This is a genomic window from Acinetobacter sp. ANC 4470 (genome assembly GCF_002135335.1).
Classification (GTDB): domain Bacteria; phylum Pseudomonadota; class Gammaproteobacteria; order Pseudomonadales; family Moraxellaceae; genus Acinetobacter.
The window spans coordinates 234,436-250,665 of the sequence record NZ_NEGC01000002.1 but is presented as its reverse complement, the minus strand read 5'-3'; the positions used below and the strand labels follow the sequence as shown (position 1 = coordinate 250,665).

Below are 16,230 nucleotides of genomic sequence, written 5' to 3'. Positions count from 1 at the left end.
TTTATTGGGGATAAAAAAATAATAGGAATTATATTGTGCTCAGGTTATATCGTAAGCCAAATAAGGGGTTAATTGGAGTAGATATTAGTTCTACTTCTGTTAAGTTATTGGAACTTTCTGTTAAAAGTGGGAATAGATATTGGGTTGAAAGCTATGCACTGGTTCCATTACCAGAAGGTAGTGTGGTTGAAAAAAATATATTGAATCCTGAGGCAGTAGGTGATGCATTAGAGCGAGCAATCAATCTAGCAAACACTCAATCTACAGCTGCGGCTTTTGCAATTCCAACCTCAATGGTGATTACTAAAACAATTGAGATGGATGCAGATATGACGGATGATGAACGAGAAGTTCAAATTCGTATGGATGCTGAGCAATATATTCCTTTTCCTCTTGATGAAGCGAGCCTTGATTTTGAAGTTTTGCCAGAGCGTTTGGCTAATCCAAATCGAGTAAATGTACTATTGGTCGCAACTCGTCTTGAAAATATAGAAGCACGTTCTGAAGTGCTAGAGCTTGCGAACTTGACACCTAAAATTGCTGATGTTGAAAGTTTTGCAATAGAAAATGCCTATCATGTATTTTCAGATACTTTGCCTATGGGTGTGAATACCGTGGGGATTTTAGATATAGGTCATACCATGACGACCTTATCTGTTATGCAAAAAAACAAAGTGATCTATACCCGAGAACAGGTGTTTGGCGGTAAACAATTGACTCAAGAAATTCAAAACCGTTATGGTTTGTCTTTTGAAGAAGCGGGTCGTGCCAAAAAAAGTCGTTCATTACCTGATGATTATGATGTTGAGGTTTTAGAGCCATACTTAGATGCAGTGGTACAACAGGCTGCAAGATCATTACAGTTCTTTTTCTCGTCTTCACAATTTAATGAGATTGATCATATTTTGTTGGCGGGGGGGAATGCTAATATTCCAGGACTCGCGAAGCTATTACAACAAAAACTTGGTTATCGCGTGACTATTGCCAACCCATTTTTGCAAATGGGATTTTCTCCACAAATTGATATTAAAAAGATAGAGAACGATGCTTCCTCTCTCATGGTGGCATGTGGTTTGGCATTGAGGAGTTTTGATTAATGGCAAGAATTAACTTACTCCCTTGGCGTGATGAGCTAAGAGAGAAACGAAAAAAACAATTTATTGCAATTTGTATTGGGGCGGCATTAATCGGGGTTTTAGCGGTTGCACTGGCATGGTTTTACTATAACCATAAACTTGAAGACCAAGAACAGGCTAATCAACTGATTACCAGTACCAATCAAAATCTTGATGTGCAATTGAAGTCTTTAGAAGGCTTGGAAAAGCAGCGTGATGCGATTATTGAACGTATGAAGCTGATTCAAGGTTTACAAGGACAAAGACCGATTGCCGTTCGTCTGATTGATGAAATGGTACGCGTGACACCAAGTAATTTGTATATTACTAAATTTTCTCGTGTAGGCGATAAATTTACCATTGAAGGGAAAGCGGAAAGTCCAAATACAGTTGCGGAATTTTTACGTAATTTAGAGGCATCCCCTTGGTATCGTAATGCCTTTATGAATTCTTTCTTAGCTGTAGAAGAGAAAAAAGATAAAGTACCAAGCTCTGTCGTACCACGTGTTGAGGAGAGTTATGGTTCATTTGTGGTGACTGCTGATTTAGATGAAATTGCAGCGCCAAAAGAACCAGAAGTACAACCCAATACAGCTAATTCAACAGCGGGGGCAGCACAATGAGTCTCGATGAATTTGATGAATTAAATCCAAAAGAAGGTGTTGCGACTAAAAAGAAGATGACGCTGGATAAGTTTCTTCAACAGTTCAATACCTTAGATATGAACAACTATGGTGGTTGGCCATTATCAGTCAAAATTACTTGCTGGATTTTGATTATCATGATGATTGCTCTGCTGGGTTATTTCGCATCGATTAAGAGTAAGTTAGATGATATTTCCAATGCTCATGCGCAAGAGCAAAATTTACTCAATGAATTTCGTGAAAAAGATTCAAAGCTGCGTAATTTGCAACAGTTACAAGCACAACTACTGGAAATGGAAGCAAACTTTAATCAGCAATTAGAACAATTACCAAAAGAAACTGAAATTCCAGGATTGGTTGAAGATATTAACGTCAGTGGTGTGAATTCAGGTCTGAAATTTAAAAATATTCGTTTAGAAAATGAAGTGAAACAAGAGTTCTTTATTGAACAACCGATTTCGATTGAAGCGACGGGTGATTATCATGCCTTCGGTTCTTTTGTGAGTGGTATTGCTGCATTGCCGCGTATTGTGACTTTGCATGATTTCGATATTACAGCAACGGAAAATAAAGAGAAAAAAACCGATATTCCTCAAGTCACTTATAATGTTAAAGCTAAAACATACCGTTACATTGGAAATACGGACAACAGCTCATCAGCCACTGGAACAGCTAATTCGACGGATAGTGCAACTGCTGGCTCACCTACTGTAGCAGGGGGGACACAGTAATGAAAATAGAAAAAATTACTTTAAGCCTGATGTTGGGATTGTTATTGGTTGGATGTGATTCTCGTATTGATGCTGTGAATGAGCAAATGGCGAGTATTCGTAATCAACCCCCTTTACCGATTGAACCAGCACCAGTGTTTACACCTGTGCCAACATTTGATTATTCAGCACATCAGCTCAAAAGTCCTTTTTTACCAGGCTCTCTGGCTGCTGAATTGCAAATTATGGCTGGAAAACGTGTCTATCCTAATTTGTCACGTCAACCACAACCCTTAGAAAGTTATGCAATTGAGTCCCTAAATATGAAGGGCAGTATGCGCAATCAATCTGGGCAAATTTTGGCATTGATTCAAACGCCAGATGGTGAAATTGAACGCATACAACTCGGTAGTTTTATGGGTGTTAATCACGGTCGTGTGGTGAAGATTACACCAACACAAATTGATCTCGTGGAAATTATTCCAGATGGGCGAGAAGGATACGTGGAGCGTCCAAGAAGTCTTATCTTAATTGGACCTGCGCCGTAAGTTTAAAGGAATAAAAATGAATAACAGTTTTAAAGATTTTATATTTGGGGATGGCAATACAATGAACCATTTGTTCCGTCAATTTTCTATGGGTGCTGTGGCGATTGCAGTAATGCAAGTTGCGAATGCACAAGTCAGTATTACCAATATTGTACCGATGCAAATTGCAGACCAAGGTACAGAAATTCGTGTCATGTTTAATGGCTTACCACCACAACCTCAAGCCTATCAATTAGAGCAACCATCACGTTTGGTTCTTGATTTTGATAAAGCACAGCAGAATTTAAAACAAAATAGCATTGCAGTTGCAACTCAAGAAGCCAGTTCTATTGATGTGAGTTCTGATGCACAGCGTTCGCGTTTAACGGTAAATTTGGCGGATGCAGGTGCCTTCACGACACGTGTTGAAGGTAATACCTTTATTTTAAAAATTAATGCTGCGGGTAATGCTGTTGGCACTCAGAATGTCGCTGCCCAGAAATCGGCACAAGGAATTTCCAATATTGGTTTCCAGCGTGGCGGTCAAGGTGAAGGGCAAATTGTTATTGATTTATTGGGGACGAATACGCCAGTCGATGTACAACAACAAGGCAGTAAGGTTGTGGTCAGGACTTTAGGAAATAAAGTGCCTACACATTTGGCGCGTCGCTTAAACGTCAATGATTTTGCAACACCTGTATCCACGATTGATGCACATAATGATGGTGGAAATGGTGTGGTGACCATTCAGACGGCTGGAAGCTATGAATACATGGCATACCAAGCTGATAATAAGCTCACCATCAGCTTGAAACGTCCAGAGGATAAAAGTCCACTGAAACCAAAAGCTGCAAATACTTATGCGGGTAAAAAGATTTCCCTTGATTTTCAGGATATAGAAGTACGTCGAGTTCTACAGTTATTGGCTGACTTTACTGAAATTAATATGGTTGCAGCCGATACCGTGCAAGGAAATATCACCTTGCGTTTAAAAGATGTGCCATGGGATCAAGCACTGGATATTATTCTAAAAACAAAAAATTTAGATAAACGTCGTAATGGAAGTGTGATTTGGATTGCTCCTGTTGCTGAGTTAATCAAATCAGAAGAAGAAGAGGCGAAAGCCATTGCTCAAAGTATTAAACTTGCTCCGATTCAAACGGAATATATTAAATTAAGTTATGCAAAAGCTACTGATATTGAAAGGTTAATTACCGAAACTAAATCATCAAATGGGAATGGATCAAATAGTGGCGGATCCAATAGTGGTGGTAATTCTAGTGAAAGTTTATTGAGTCCTCGAGGAACGATTTCGGTTGATGCGCGTACCAATACATTAATTATCAATGACACTGTCCAAAATGTTGATAAAGTTCGTAAAATGATTGACTTGCTCGATATTGCAGTTAAACAAGTTATGGTTGAGGCACGTATTGTTCGTGCTTCAACAGACTTTACCAAAGAAATGGGTGTGAAATGGGGGATTTTATCTCAAGGTATTAATAGCAATAACAATTTACTTGTTGGCGGTAGTGATACGACCTTATGGGATTTAAAAACACCTGATGATGAGGGTAAATATACGATTCAGCGCCCAGATAATCTAAATGTCGATTTAGGCGTAACAGCTCCGGGGGCAAGCAGTATTGCATTTGGTTTAATTAGTTTGTCTGATTTTATGTTGGATTTAGAACTTTCTGCATTACAAGCGGATGGTTATGGTGAAGTTATTTCGACACCAAAAGTCCTCACTGCAGATAAGCAGCCCGCTAAAGTTGCATCAGGGACACAAATTCCTTATCAGTCTTCAGAAGGGGGCGGTGCAAATGCTGTTTCTAAAACAGAATTTGTGGATGCAACTTTAAGTTTGGATGTGACCCCAAGCATTACGCCTGATGGTAAAATTCAAATGATGTTGAAAATTAAAAATGACTCAGTGGGTACGCCTACGCCAACAGGTCAATACACAATTAACAAGAATGAGATCAATACCAATGTATTGGTGGATAATGGTGAGACAGTTGTGCTTGGAGGGATCTTTGAACAGCTGACTTCTACGAGTCAGACTAAGGTGCCTTTCCTTGGAGATTTGCCTTATGTGGGGCGTTTATTCCGTAAAGATGCGAAAACGGATAAAAAGAGTGAGCTATTGATTTTTATTACACCACGAATTGTTAATGACAGTGTTTCAAGAAATCATTAATATATTTTGAATCTGACAAAATAAATAGGTGACTCCTTGCCAAGCAATGAGTTTGAAACCCTACCAAATATTTATTTGGTAGGGCCAATGGGGGCGGGTAAGACGACTGTTGGGCGACATTTAGCAGAACTGTTAGGGCGAGAGTTTCTTGACAGTGATCATGAAATTGAACGCAAGACGGGAGCGACCATTCCTTGGATTTTTGAAAAAGAAGGGGAGAATGGATTTCGTAATCGAGAGACCATGGTGATTAATGAACTTACTACCCGTTCACAACTGGTTCTCGCGACTGGTGGTGGTGTTGTCACTCAAGCTGCTAATCGTAAATTTTTAAAACAACGCGGAATCGTTATTTATCTTTATACGCCTGTCGAAATTCAATTACAGCGTACCTATCGGGATAAAAACCGTCCTCTACTGCAAGTTGAAAATCCTGAACAAAAGTTACGTGATTTATTGGCAATTCGTGATCCTTTGTATCGAGAAATTGCACATTATATTATTGAAACAAATCAGGGGGCTGCTCGTGATCTAGCTCAAAAAATCTTACATATGATTGTTTCCCAAGAAGCAGATTTAGTCTAATTAACGGTTTTAATTTCATGCAAACTTTACATGTTGAACTCGGCGATCGTCGCTATCCTATTTTTATTGGCAGTGATTTAAATCCACAATCTTTACTTGAGCCGTATATTCACGGAAAACAAGTCATGATTGTAACCAATACAACCGTTAAGCCTTTGTATTTAGATCATTATGCGAATGCGATTAAAGGTTTGGGGAAAACAGTTGCAACATGTATTTTGCCTGATGGTGAAAAATATAAAAATATTGAACATTTAAATTTAATTTTTGATGCCTTATTGGAAGCTGGTTTTAATCGTGATGCGACAGTCTTGGCGCTTGGTGGCGGCGTGATTGGAGATATGGCGGGTTTTGCATCTGCATGTTTTCAGCGTGGTGTTTATTTTATTCAAGTGCCAACCACGCTTTTATCGCAAGTGGATTCAAGTGTAGGGGGGAAAACAGGCATTAATCATCCTTTGGGTAAAAATATGATTGGTGCGTTCCAACAACCACAAGTGGTGTTGGCAGATATGGCGCAATTAAATACATTACCAGATCGTGAGCTTTCTGCGGGTTTGGCAGAAGTGATTAAATATGCCTTATTGGGTGATCTCGATTTTCTTACTTGGCTCGAAGAACATATGGATGCTTTGGTTGGGCGTGATTCCACACTGCTGGCTGAAGCTGTTTATCGTTCATGTGCACATAAAGCACGAATTGTAGCCAATGATGAAAAAGAACAAGGTGAGCGTGCTTTGCTGAATTTAGGTCATACTTTTGGTCATGCGATTGAATCCTATTTAGGCTATGGCGTTTGGCTACATGGTGAAGCTGTTGCAACAGGTATGCTTATGGCTGCGGATTTATCGCAGCGTATGGGCTGGATTTCACTTGATGATGTTGAGCGTACAAAAAAAATCATTCAACGTGCTCATTTACCCGTAAAATGCCCAGCTATTCCACTTGATGAATTCCTTGGTTTTATGGCACATGATAAAAAAGTGCTCAATGGACAATTACGCCTTGTATTGATGAAATCTTTAGGACAGGCTGTGATTACCAAAGAATTTGATGTGGAATTGATGAAACAAGCGATTTTAGCGAATCAAGAGAAGGTATAAGGCATGGCAACCATCCGTACACAATGGCAACGTATTCGAAATTATATCTGGCTCGTGTGTGGGATGGTGTGTTTACTTGCGGCACTGATTTTTTGGGTAATCACAGATAATAAAGCATTAGTGGAAGTCGAAAAATCTGCTGAAACTGAGTCTGAATTACAAATTCAACCTGAAAAAGTAGCTGCAACAAGCCTTTTAGGTGCACTTCAAGATGAAGTGCGTCCTTTGACAATGACGACTCGTATGGTGACGACGGCAAGTTATGAACCAGAATTTCGTGGCAGTAAATTTATTCATGAAAATAAAAAATTAGTAACGATTGAGCTGTTCCGAGTGACTGACGATGATGTTCTTCGAAGTTTTCTTAAAAAACAAATAGATCGTAACAACTTTTTTTATATTCGCCTAAATGGTGAAAATCAAATTGAACAATATGTGCTGCTTTACGGCCTATATAAAAATAATACTGAAGCTAAACAAGCACTAAAACAATTGCCGCTGCAATTTCCAAAGTCAATCCAACCTAAAGTGCAAGATATCAAAAGTTATGTAACATTGGTGAACGATATGGGTGCGGAAGAAATGGCGACGAATAATAAATTATATGCCGTCAAGTTAAAGCCTGCACCGTTGCCTCGAGTGGATGAGGCTGTATTGGCTTTACCCAATAAAAAACTTAAACCTGCGGTTGTGCCTGTTGACCCGAGAACAGCGACCACAACGACCAAGGTTACACGTCGTGATGCACAAGGGGATGTTGTTGATGTGCAAGAGTCTCATTCTACTGTTGACCCTATCTCTAAACAAAGTGGCAATAAAGCAGCAGAAAAAGAAATTAGTGATCCATTTAATTAAACATAGAGTTCTAAAATAGAGCAAATTAAGTTATAAAAATATTTGTATGCACAAATATAGTGCGAAAAGTGTTTTTGAAAAAATGCTATTGCGTTGCAGAAACTTTAATATTTCTATATTTAAAACATTTAGCATTGTATTTTTTAAATTGGCATAATTTTTGCTTTATTGGTGCATGAATTGAGTTGTTGTCCCTATTTTGGCGCGAAAAGATTCAATGATTGTGCGAAGTTGTTGAATTTACCTGCTTTAAAAGAGTGCGTAAAATCAATAAAACATTTTTGTAATTGACTCATGTATATAAGATGAAATGCGATTATCTTAAGCATGTGAAGAAAATGATTTTGCTCAATCTTGATTTGCGTGTGAGTAAATTGGACTAAATCGCAAAAAAGATATTTGATTGTTAGACGCCCGCTATAGGGCCATGTTGAAAGAAGGGTACGCTATGCACATGCCATCGCCTAATACTGTAGCTCCCGCTCAAGGTTTATACCAACCGGAAGAGTTCAAAGATAACTGTGGTTTCGGTTTAATTGCCCATATGCAGGGTGATGCGAGCCATGATTTGGTCAAGACCGCGATTCATAGTTTAAGTTGTATGACCCACCGTGGTGGTATTGCCGCAGATGGTAAAACAGGGGATGGTTGTGGTTTATTGCTGGCTATGCCCAAAGCGTTCTTCCGTGAAGAAGCAAAAAAACTGAGTGATATTACTCTGAGCGAAATTTTTGCTGTTGGTACTATTTTCTTAGATCTTGATCCCGCTATTGCTGCGCATTCAAAACAAATTCTTAGCAAAGAAATTGAATCGGAAGGTTTAAAAGTTCTGGCTTGGCGGTTGATTCCAACCAATGTCGATGCTTTAGGTGAGATTGCATTGCAATCGATGCCAGCCTTTGAACAAATTATTGTCAATTGCCCAATGGGCGTGACCGAGGTTGAATTCAACCGTAAGTTGTTCCTTGCACGTCGCCGTGCTGAACAGTTGTTAGTGAATGATTCATCATTCTATGTCACAACATTATGTTCAACTGTGATTACCTATAAAGGTTTAATGATGCCTGCAGCTATTGCAGACTTCTATACAGACCTTGCAGATCCACGCTTGGAATCACATATTGTGGTATTCCATCAGCGTTTCTCGACCAATACTTTACCGCGTTGGCCACTTGCGCAACCCTTCCGCTACTTGGCGCACAATGGTGAAATTAACACCATTACCGCAAACCGTAATTGGGCAATGGCGCGTGTGCCTAAATTAGAAAACCCATTGTTGCCGGGTTTAACTGAACTAAATCCAATTGTAAACCGTACCGGTTCGGATTCTTCAAGCTTAGATAATATGCTTGAAATTCTTGTCGGTGGTGGTATGGATTTATTCCGTGCGCTTCGTATGTTAGTTCCACCAGCGTGGCAAAATGTTGAAACTTTAGATGCAGATTTACGTGCATTCTATGAATTTAACTCAAAGCATATGGAAGCGTGGGATGGTCCTGCAGGTCTGGTGATTCAAGATGGTCGTCATGCCATTTGTATGCTGGATCGTAATGGCTTACGTCCTGCACGTTGGGTGATTACCAAAAATGGTTACATCACTTTGGCATCAGAAATTGGCGTTTGGGGTTATCAACCTGAAGATGTGATTTCTAAAGGTCGTGTAGGTCCAGGTCAAATTCTTGTGATTGATACTTTGACAGGTAAGTTGCTTGATACCAAAGATGTTAGCAACCATTTGAAAAATATGCGTCCTTACCGTCAATGGTTACGTGAGAATTCAGTTCGCGTGCAAGGCAGTCCAGAGCTTGAAGAATATTTGTGTGATCAAGGCTTAAAAGGTGATGACCTCAAAGCAGCACAAAAAATGTTTTTGGTGACTTTTGAGGAACGTGATCAATTGCTGCGTCCAATTGCAGAAAGCGGTCAGGAAGCAGTCGGTTCGATGGGTGATGATACGCCAATGGCAGTATTGTCTCGTCAAGTCCGTCATGTATCCGATTTCTTCCGTCAACAGTTTGCACAGGTGACTAATCCACCGATCGATCCATTACGTGAATCGATTGTGATGTCTTTAGAGACATGTTTGGGCCGTGAGCAAAATGTCTTTGAACAAAGCCCTGAACATGCGGATCGTTTGATTATTTCAAGCCCTGTACTTTCAAACTCTAAAATGCATCAAATGCGTACTTTAGGTCGTAAAGGCTATGAAATTGCCGATATCGACTTGAATTATGTGGCAACTGAAGGTTTACAGGCTGCAATTACACGTATTTGCGAAGAAGCTGCACAAGCTATTCGTGACGGCAAAACATTATTGGTTCTTTCCGATAAAAAGATCCGTGAAGGTTATTTACCCGCCAATGCTTTAATGGCAACGGGTGCGATTCACCATCACTTGATTCAAGTCGGTTTACGTACCGATGCCAATATTATTGTCGAAACTGGTCTGGCACGTGATCCGCATCAATTTGCTGTGATCTTAGGTTTTGGTGCAACTGCGATTTATCCATACTTAGCCTACGACGTGATCAATGATTTGGTTGCCAAAGGTGAGTTACTGGGTGACCCTATTCATGCACAAGCCAATTTCCGTAAAGGCATTGAGAAAGGCTTGTTAAAAGTTCTTTCGAAAATGGGGATCTCAACGGTTGCGTCTTACCGTGGTGGTCAGTTATTCGAAGCAGTTGGTTTATCCAATGAAGTAGTGGATAAGTGCTTCACTGGTGTGCCAAGCCGTATTCAAGGGGCAACCTTTGCAGACCTTGAAAATGATTTGAAAAAATTGGCGGAAAATGCGTGGAAATCACGTAAGCCAATCGATCAAGGTGGTTTGCTAAAATTTGTATTTGATAAGGAATACCACGCATTTAACCCTGACGTCATCAATGCTTTGCATAAATCGGTACGTTCAGGTCATTATGCAGATTTTAAAGAATATGCAGAGTTGGTGAATAATCGCCCGATTACCACCATTCGTGATTTATTCAAACTCAAAACAGACAATTCAATTGCCATTGAGCAAGTGGAATCAATCGAAGAAATTTTGCCGCGTTTTGACTCTGCTGGAATGTCTTTGGGTGCCTTATCTCCTGAAGCGCATGAAGCGATTGCGATTGCGATGAACACCATTGGTGGGCGTTCAAATTCAGGTGAGGGCGGTGAAGATCCTGCACGTTATGGCACCATTCGTAACTCGAAAATCAAGCAGATTGCTTCGGGTCGTTTTGGGGTAACGCCTGCGTACTTAACTTCAGCAGAAGTTTTACAGATTAAAGTCGCTCAAGGTGCAAAACCGGGTGAAGGTGGTCAGTTACCAGGCGGTAAAGTGAATGGCTTAATTGCACGGTTACGTTACTCCGTACCGGGTGTAACGCTCATTTCACCACCGCCACATCATGACATTTATTCTATTGAAGATTTATCGCAATTGATCTTTGATTTAAAACAAGTCAATCCTCAAGCGATGGTGTCGGTGAAATTGGTGTCTGAGCCGGGTGTAGGAACGATTGCAGCAGGTGTTGCGAAAGCCTATGCCGACTTCATCACCATTTCGGGTTATGACGGTGGTACAGCCGCTTCACCACTTTCATCAATTCACCATGCGGGTTCACCTTGGGAGCTCGGTCTTGCAGAAGCACATCAAGCCCTTCGCGTAAATGACCTGCGTGGCAAAGTACGCGTCCAAACCGATGGTGGTTTGAAAACAGGTTTAGACGTGGTTAAAGCTGCTATCCTTGGTGCTGAAAGTTTCGGTTTTGGTTCTACACCAATGATCGCATTGGGTTGTAAATACCTGCGTATTTGCCACCTGAATAACTGTGCGACGGGGGTTGCAACACAACAAGATCATTTACGTCAAGAGCATTATATTGGCGAGCCAGAAATGCTGATTAACTTCTTCCACTTTATTGCAGAAGAAACGCGTGAATGGTTAGCGGCTTTAGGCGTTTCAAGCCTCAAAGATTTGATTGGTCGTACAGATTTACTTGAAGTATTACCGGGTGATACCGATAAACATGCACACTTAGATTTCAGTGCCTTGTTAACCTCGCATCCTTCTGCGGAAGGTAAGGCGCAATACTGTCAAGTTCAAGGTAATGCACCGTTTGATAAGGGCTTGCTTGCAGAGAAAATGGTGGTTGAAATGCTTCCGACCATTGAAGCAGGTAAGAGCGGCGAGTTTAACTACAATGTTGTTAACTGTGACCGTTCAATTGGTGCGCGTATTTCAGGTGAAATTGCCCGTCGTTACGGCAACTTAAGCATGGAAGCGCATCCTGTAGTCATGAACTTAAAAGGTACAGCAGGTCAATCACTCGGTGTTTGGAATGCAGGCGGATTGCATATCAAACTGGAAGGTGATGCTAACGATTACGTGGGTAAAGGTATGGCTGGTGGTCGTATTTCGATTTTCCCACCCAAAGGTTCACCGTTCCAAACCCAAAATACCGCTATTATTGGTAACACTTGTTTGTATGGTGCAACGGGCGGTAAAGTCTTCGCTGCGGGTACTGCTGGTGAACGTTTTGCGGTGCGTAACTCAGGCGCGTTTGCCGTGATTGAAGGTGCTGGCGACCACTGTTGTGAATATATGACTGGTGGTATTGTGACGGTACTGGGTAAAGTTGGTCATAACTTCGGTGCAGGTATGACGGGTGGTTTTGCCTATGTGCTTGACCTTGATAATGATTTTGTTGATCACTACAACCATGAGTTGATTGAATTAAATCGTATTTCTACAGAAGCGATGGAAGAACATCAAGAGTTCTTAAGCCGTATCTTAGATGAACACATTCAAGAGACAGGTAGTGCGTGGGCGTATAAGATCCGCAATGAGTTTGATTTTTACAGCCGTAAATTCTGGCTTGTAAAACCAAAAGCTGCTAATTTGCAAACGCTTTTAAAAACGATTAAAGCCGATCCACAATAATTCCACTACTGCAGATTGACAGGCAGGTGTAGCGGATAAATAAACCGACTACACCTACCCACGGAGAGAGACATGGCAGAGCGCCTAAACAATGACTTTCAATTTCTGGATGTAGCACGCCAAGATCCAGAGAAAAAAGATCTAACTGTCCGCAAAGCAGAGTTTGTGGAAATTTATAAACCGTTTACAGCGGAAATTGCGGCCAATCAAACGCATCGCTGCCTCGGTTGTGGTAACCCGTATTGTGAATGGAAATGTCCAGTACATAACTATATTCCAAACTGGTTAAAGCTGATTGCTGAAGGTCGTATTTTCCAAGCAGCGGAACTTTGTCATCAAACTAATACTTTGCCAGAGGTTTGTGGTCGTGTATGTCCGCAAGACCGTTTGTGTGAAGGTGCTTGTACCTTAAATGATGGTTTTGGTGCAGTAACCATTGGTAATGCAGAAAAATATATCAACGATACAGCCTTTGCTTTGGGCTGGCGTCCAGATATGTCATCTGTAAAGTGGACAGATAAAAAAGTGGCAATCATTGGCGCAGGTCCTGCTGGTTTGGGTTGTGCAGATATTTTGGTACGTAGCGGTGTAAAACCTATTGTATTTGACAAACGTCCTGAAATTGGTGGTTTGCTGACTTTTGGTATTCCAGAATTTAAAATGGAAAAAGACGTAATGAAACGTCGCCGTGAAATTTTCACTGGCATGGGCGTTGAATTCCGTTTAAATACTGAAATTGGTACAGATGTGACCATCGAACAATTGCTTACGGATTATGATGCTGTCTTTATGGGGATGGGAACATACACCTATATGAAGGGCGGTTTTGCCGGTGAAGAACAGGATGGTGTTTATGATGCACTGGATTTCTTGATCGCTAATGTCAACCGTACGCAAGGTTGGGAAAAAGACCCAAGCGAGTACATCAGTGTTGAAGGCAAGAAAGTCATTGTGCTTGGTGGTGGTGACACTGCCATGGACTGTAACCGTACTTCAATTCGTCAAGGTGCTGAATCGGTCGTCTGTGCATACCGCCGTGATGAAGAAAATATGCCGGGTTCACGTCGTGAAGTAAAAAATGCACGTGAAGAAGGTGTGGACTTTCAATTTAATCGTCAACCCATTGAAATTGTCGGTGAAAATGGCAAAGTCACAGGTGTTAAAGTAGTGACGACACAATTGGGCGAAGCGGATAGTCGTGGTCGTCGTAGCCCTGAACCAGTACCCGGTTCAGAAGAAATCTTACCTGCGGATGCCGTACTTTTAGCCTTCGGTTTCCGTGCGAGCCCAGCAGATTGGTTTGCAGGTGCAAACATTGGTTTAGATGGTTCTGGTCGTGTGGTTGCAGCTGAAAAGCAACAATACAAATTCCAAACATCGAACCCAAAAATCTTTGCTGGTGGTGATATGGTTCGTGGCTCTGACTTGGTTGTGACTGCAATTTGGGAAGGTCGTGAAGCTGCTGAAGGTATTTTGGATTATTTAGATATCTGATTGGATACTGATGCTAAGCTGAAAATATTTTAAAAGTGAATCCCTGAAATCCCCCTTTGAAAAAAGGGGGATTTTTTATTACTGCATGTTTTTCCTCTCTTTTAAAGATGGATCTCTTCGTTTATAAAGCAGAGTTGGGGGAGGGTTGAGTAAAGAATTTGATGATATTTTTTAGAGTTAATAGCTCATTTGGGAGAAGGAAATGATTGAAAGTAACGTTTATTTTTTAACGTGGCTATTTTTTATTTTCCAAGCCTTTGAGACAAAAGCCGCTGATCATGTTGTATCTTTTGGCAAATTGAGTAAGCGCTTTTGCCATATAACAAGTGTGACTAACTTCGCATACTAAAATCCATTGTCTATTTTGACTGGATTACTTTATGAGCACCGTGGCGGCAGAAAAATCATATCAAAATCGTCCTAAAGCCGTTGGCATTACAGTGCGACGTTTACAATTTAATCCTCAGGCAATTCGTCGGCATTATTTTGCCAATTCTCCTGTCATGTCACATGTACTCACTGCACTTTCTTCGACTTTTCCTATTGGCGAACAATTTTTTGTCCATAGCGTAAGAAATGTGCGGGATAAAGTAAAAGATGAAAATCTACAAGCGCAAATCGCAGCATTTATTGGACAAGAAGCCATGCACTCCAAAGCGCATGCTGAATTTAACGCAGCTTGGCGCAGTGATGATTATAATTTAGATCGTTTTCAAGCATGGCTAGCGCGGAAAGATGACTATGTCAAAAATCTACATCCTAAAATTCAACTCGCGATTACCTGTGCTTTTGAGCATTTTACTGCATTACTCGGTGGTTATATTTTACGGCATCCAGAAGTTTTAGCGACCTTAGATGAGGATGCTGCAAAACTTTGGGTTTGGCACGCCATTGAAGAAATAGAGCATCGGGCTGTTGCTTTTGATGTTTATCAGGCGGTATATGGTGATGATAAAATCCGACGTATGATTATGCGCAGTGTAACAACAGGTTTTGCCAGCTTAACGCTGTATTCAGCAACGCGATTGTTTTTACAAGACAAGAAAAAAAGTTTGCCGAAAGTAGGCGGGAATATTTTCGGATTTTACTTACTCGGAAAAATGTTTCTGCAGCTTGCACCAGAATACTTATCTTATTTTAAAAGTGATTTTCACCCTTCGGAAATTGACTATACAAAACTGGTCAGTTATTGGAAGCAGCGTTTAGCAGAAGACTATCAAGTGGAAAGTTTTCAAAATGAATTGAAGCCAGTTTTACTGAGTTAATAACTGAAATGGATAAAATAAAAAGGGTGAATAGTGATATTTTCCCTTTTTTTATTGCTCATTTGAAATACTGAAATTAAACAAAACTTTGTATAAATATGTTTACAATAAAAATATTCAAACAAATACAAAGAAATATAGAAGAGGATAGAAATTGATGAATTCCATGAAAAAAAGTTTAGTCGCTATCGCGCTTGCCAGTACTTTAACATTATCGGGTTGTGGCTATAATACTTTACAGGTGAAAGACGAAGCAGTCACTGCATCGTGGTCTGAAGTACAAAACCAATATCAACGCCGTGCAGACCTTGTACCGAATTTGGTCAATGTGGTCAAAGGTTATGCCAAACATGAAGAACAAGTTCTCACAGAAGTAACGCAAGCACGTGCCAATGTCGCAGGTTTAAAAGTCGATAAAGAAGTATTAGAAGATCCAGTATTATTTGAAAAATATCAACAAGCACAGGCTCAAATGACCAGTGCATTATCACGTTTAATTGCAGTTTCTGAAAACTATCCAGACTTAAAAGCCAATGAACAATTCCGTGATTTACAAGTTCAGTTAGAAGGTACTGAAAACCGTATTGCTGTGGCACGTAATCGTTACATTACTACGGTGCAAGACTACAATTCATATGTGCGTCAGTTCCCTCAAGTCATGACTGCCAAAGTTATTGGCATGGATACCAAACCAAATTTTAGTGCTGAACAAGGTGCACAAAATACACCGAAAGTATCCTTCGATTAAGCCATGCATGATTGAATAGGAAGTGCCGATGTCTGATTTTGATAAAAAATA

General features: G+C 40.5%; 12 protein-coding genes. All 12 read left to right on the top strand.

Translation table 11 applies throughout. The features are described 5' to 3' along the window. Positions 1 to 35 precede the first annotated feature (35 nt). The 12 genes from B9T25_RS04330 (at position 36) to B9T25_RS04275 (ending at position 16,179) form a co-directional block, all read left to right on the top strand. A complete protein-coding gene (locus tag B9T25_RS04330; protein WP_086187247.1) occupies positions 36 to 1,097 on the top strand; it encodes a pilus assembly protein PilM in 1,062 nt (353 codons plus the stop codon). Next, complete coding sequence (locus B9T25_RS04325) at positions 1,097 to 1,738, top strand: PilN domain-containing protein (protein ID WP_086187246.1); 642 nt, start codon at positions 1,097 to 1,099, stop codon at positions 1,736 to 1,738. Before B9T25_RS04330 ends, B9T25_RS04325 begins: the two co-directional genes overlap by 1 nt. Beyond that, positions 1,735 to 2,490 carry a type 4a pilus biogenesis protein PilO gene (locus tag B9T25_RS04320; RefSeq protein ID WP_086187245.1) on the top strand — a complete coding sequence of 252 codons (756 nt, stop codon included), beginning with the start codon at positions 1,735 to 1,737 and terminating at the stop codon, positions 2,488 to 2,490. The genes B9T25_RS04325 and B9T25_RS04320 overlap by 4 nt, the downstream gene beginning before the upstream one ends. Then, on the top strand, positions 2,490 to 3,017 hold the full coding sequence (locus B9T25_RS04315) for a pilus assembly protein PilP (RefSeq protein ID WP_086187244.1): 528 nt from the start codon (positions 2,490 to 2,492) through the stop codon (positions 3,015 to 3,017). The genes B9T25_RS04320 and B9T25_RS04315 overlap by 1 nt, the downstream gene beginning before the upstream one ends. Positions 3,018 to 3,078: 61 nt before the next feature. After that, positions 3,079 to 5,199 (top strand): type IV pilus secretin PilQ family protein, encoded by a 2,121-nt coding sequence (gene pilQ / locus B9T25_RS04310; RefSeq protein WP_171262724.1) that lies wholly within the window; start codon positions 3,079 to 3,081, stop codon positions 5,197 to 5,199. A 36-nt stretch (positions 5,200 to 5,235) separates the two neighbouring features. After that, on the top strand, positions 5,236 to 5,784 hold the full coding sequence (gene aroK / locus B9T25_RS04305) for a shikimate kinase AroK (protein WP_086187242.1): 549 nt from the start codon (positions 5,236 to 5,238) through the stop codon (positions 5,782 to 5,784). A gap of 17 nt (positions 5,785 to 5,801) precedes the next feature. Beyond that, positions 5,802 to 6,887, top strand: coding sequence for a 3-dehydroquinate synthase (gene aroB, locus B9T25_RS04300; RefSeq protein ID WP_086187241.1), 1,086 nt, complete (start codon positions 5,802 to 5,804; stop codon positions 6,885 to 6,887). Positions 6,888 to 6,890: 3 nt separating this feature from the next. Next, positions 6,891 to 7,742 carry a hypothetical protein gene (locus B9T25_RS04295; RefSeq protein ID WP_086187240.1) on the top strand — a complete coding sequence of 284 codons (852 nt, stop codon included), beginning with the start codon at positions 6,891 to 6,893 and terminating at the stop codon, positions 7,740 to 7,742. Between the two features lie 454 nt (positions 7,743 to 8,196). Continuing rightward, complete coding sequence (gltB, locus tag B9T25_RS04290) at positions 8,197 to 12,672, top strand: glutamate synthase large subunit (RefSeq protein ID WP_086187397.1); 4,476 nt, start codon at positions 8,197 to 8,199, stop codon at positions 12,670 to 12,672. 72 nt (positions 12,673 to 12,744) lie between these two features. Next, on the top strand, positions 12,745 to 14,166 hold the full coding sequence (locus B9T25_RS04285; protein WP_086187239.1) for an FAD-dependent oxidoreductase: 1,422 nt from the start codon (positions 12,745 to 12,747) through the stop codon (positions 14,164 to 14,166). 380 nt (positions 14,167 to 14,546) lie between these two features. After that, on the top strand, positions 14,547 to 15,431 hold the full coding sequence (locus tag B9T25_RS04280; protein ID WP_086187238.1) for a metal-dependent hydrolase: 885 nt from the start codon (positions 14,547 to 14,549) through the stop codon (positions 15,429 to 15,431). A gap of 157 nt (positions 15,432 to 15,588) precedes the next feature. Next, entirely contained in the window at positions 15,589 to 16,179 is a 591-nt protein-coding gene (locus tag B9T25_RS04275) for a LemA family protein (RefSeq protein ID WP_086187237.1), read from the top strand. Positions 16,180 to 16,230: the final 51 nt, after the last annotated feature.

Excerpts from the sequence above, each read along its gene's own strand:
- B9T25_RS04280 (WP_086187238.1), top strand. The coding sequence starts at position 14,547 with ATGAGCACCGTGGCGGCAGAAAAATCATATCAAAATCGTCCTAAAGCC.
- aroB (WP_086187241.1), top strand. The coding sequence starts at position 5,802 with ATGCAAACTTTACATGTTGAACTCGGCGATCGTCGCTATCCTATTTTT.
- pilQ (WP_171262724.1), top strand. The coding sequence starts at position 3,079 with ATGAACCATTTGTTCCGTCAATTTTCTATGGGTGCTGTGGCGATTGCA.
- B9T25_RS04285 (WP_086187239.1), top strand. The coding sequence starts at position 12,745 with ATGGCAGAGCGCCTAAACAATGACTTTCAATTTCTGGATGTAGCACGC.
- B9T25_RS04275 (WP_086187237.1), top strand. The coding sequence starts at position 15,589 with ATGAATTCCATGAAAAAAAGTTTAGTCGCTATCGCGCTTGCCAGTACT.
- B9T25_RS04325 (WP_086187246.1), top strand. The coding sequence starts at position 1,097 with ATGGCAAGAATTAACTTACTCCCTTGGCGTGATGAGCTAAGAGAGAAA.
- B9T25_RS04315 (WP_086187244.1), top strand. The coding sequence starts at position 2,490 with ATGAAAATAGAAAAAATTACTTTAAGCCTGATGTTGGGATTGTTATTG.
- gltB (WP_086187397.1), top strand. The coding sequence starts at position 8,197 with ATGCCATCGCCTAATACTGTAGCTCCCGCTCAAGGTTTATACCAACCG.
- B9T25_RS04320 (WP_086187245.1), top strand. The coding sequence starts at position 1,735 with ATGAGTCTCGATGAATTTGATGAATTAAATCCAAAAGAAGGTGTTGCG.
- B9T25_RS04295 (WP_086187240.1), top strand. The coding sequence starts at position 6,891 with ATGGCAACCATCCGTACACAATGGCAACGTATTCGAAATTATATCTGG.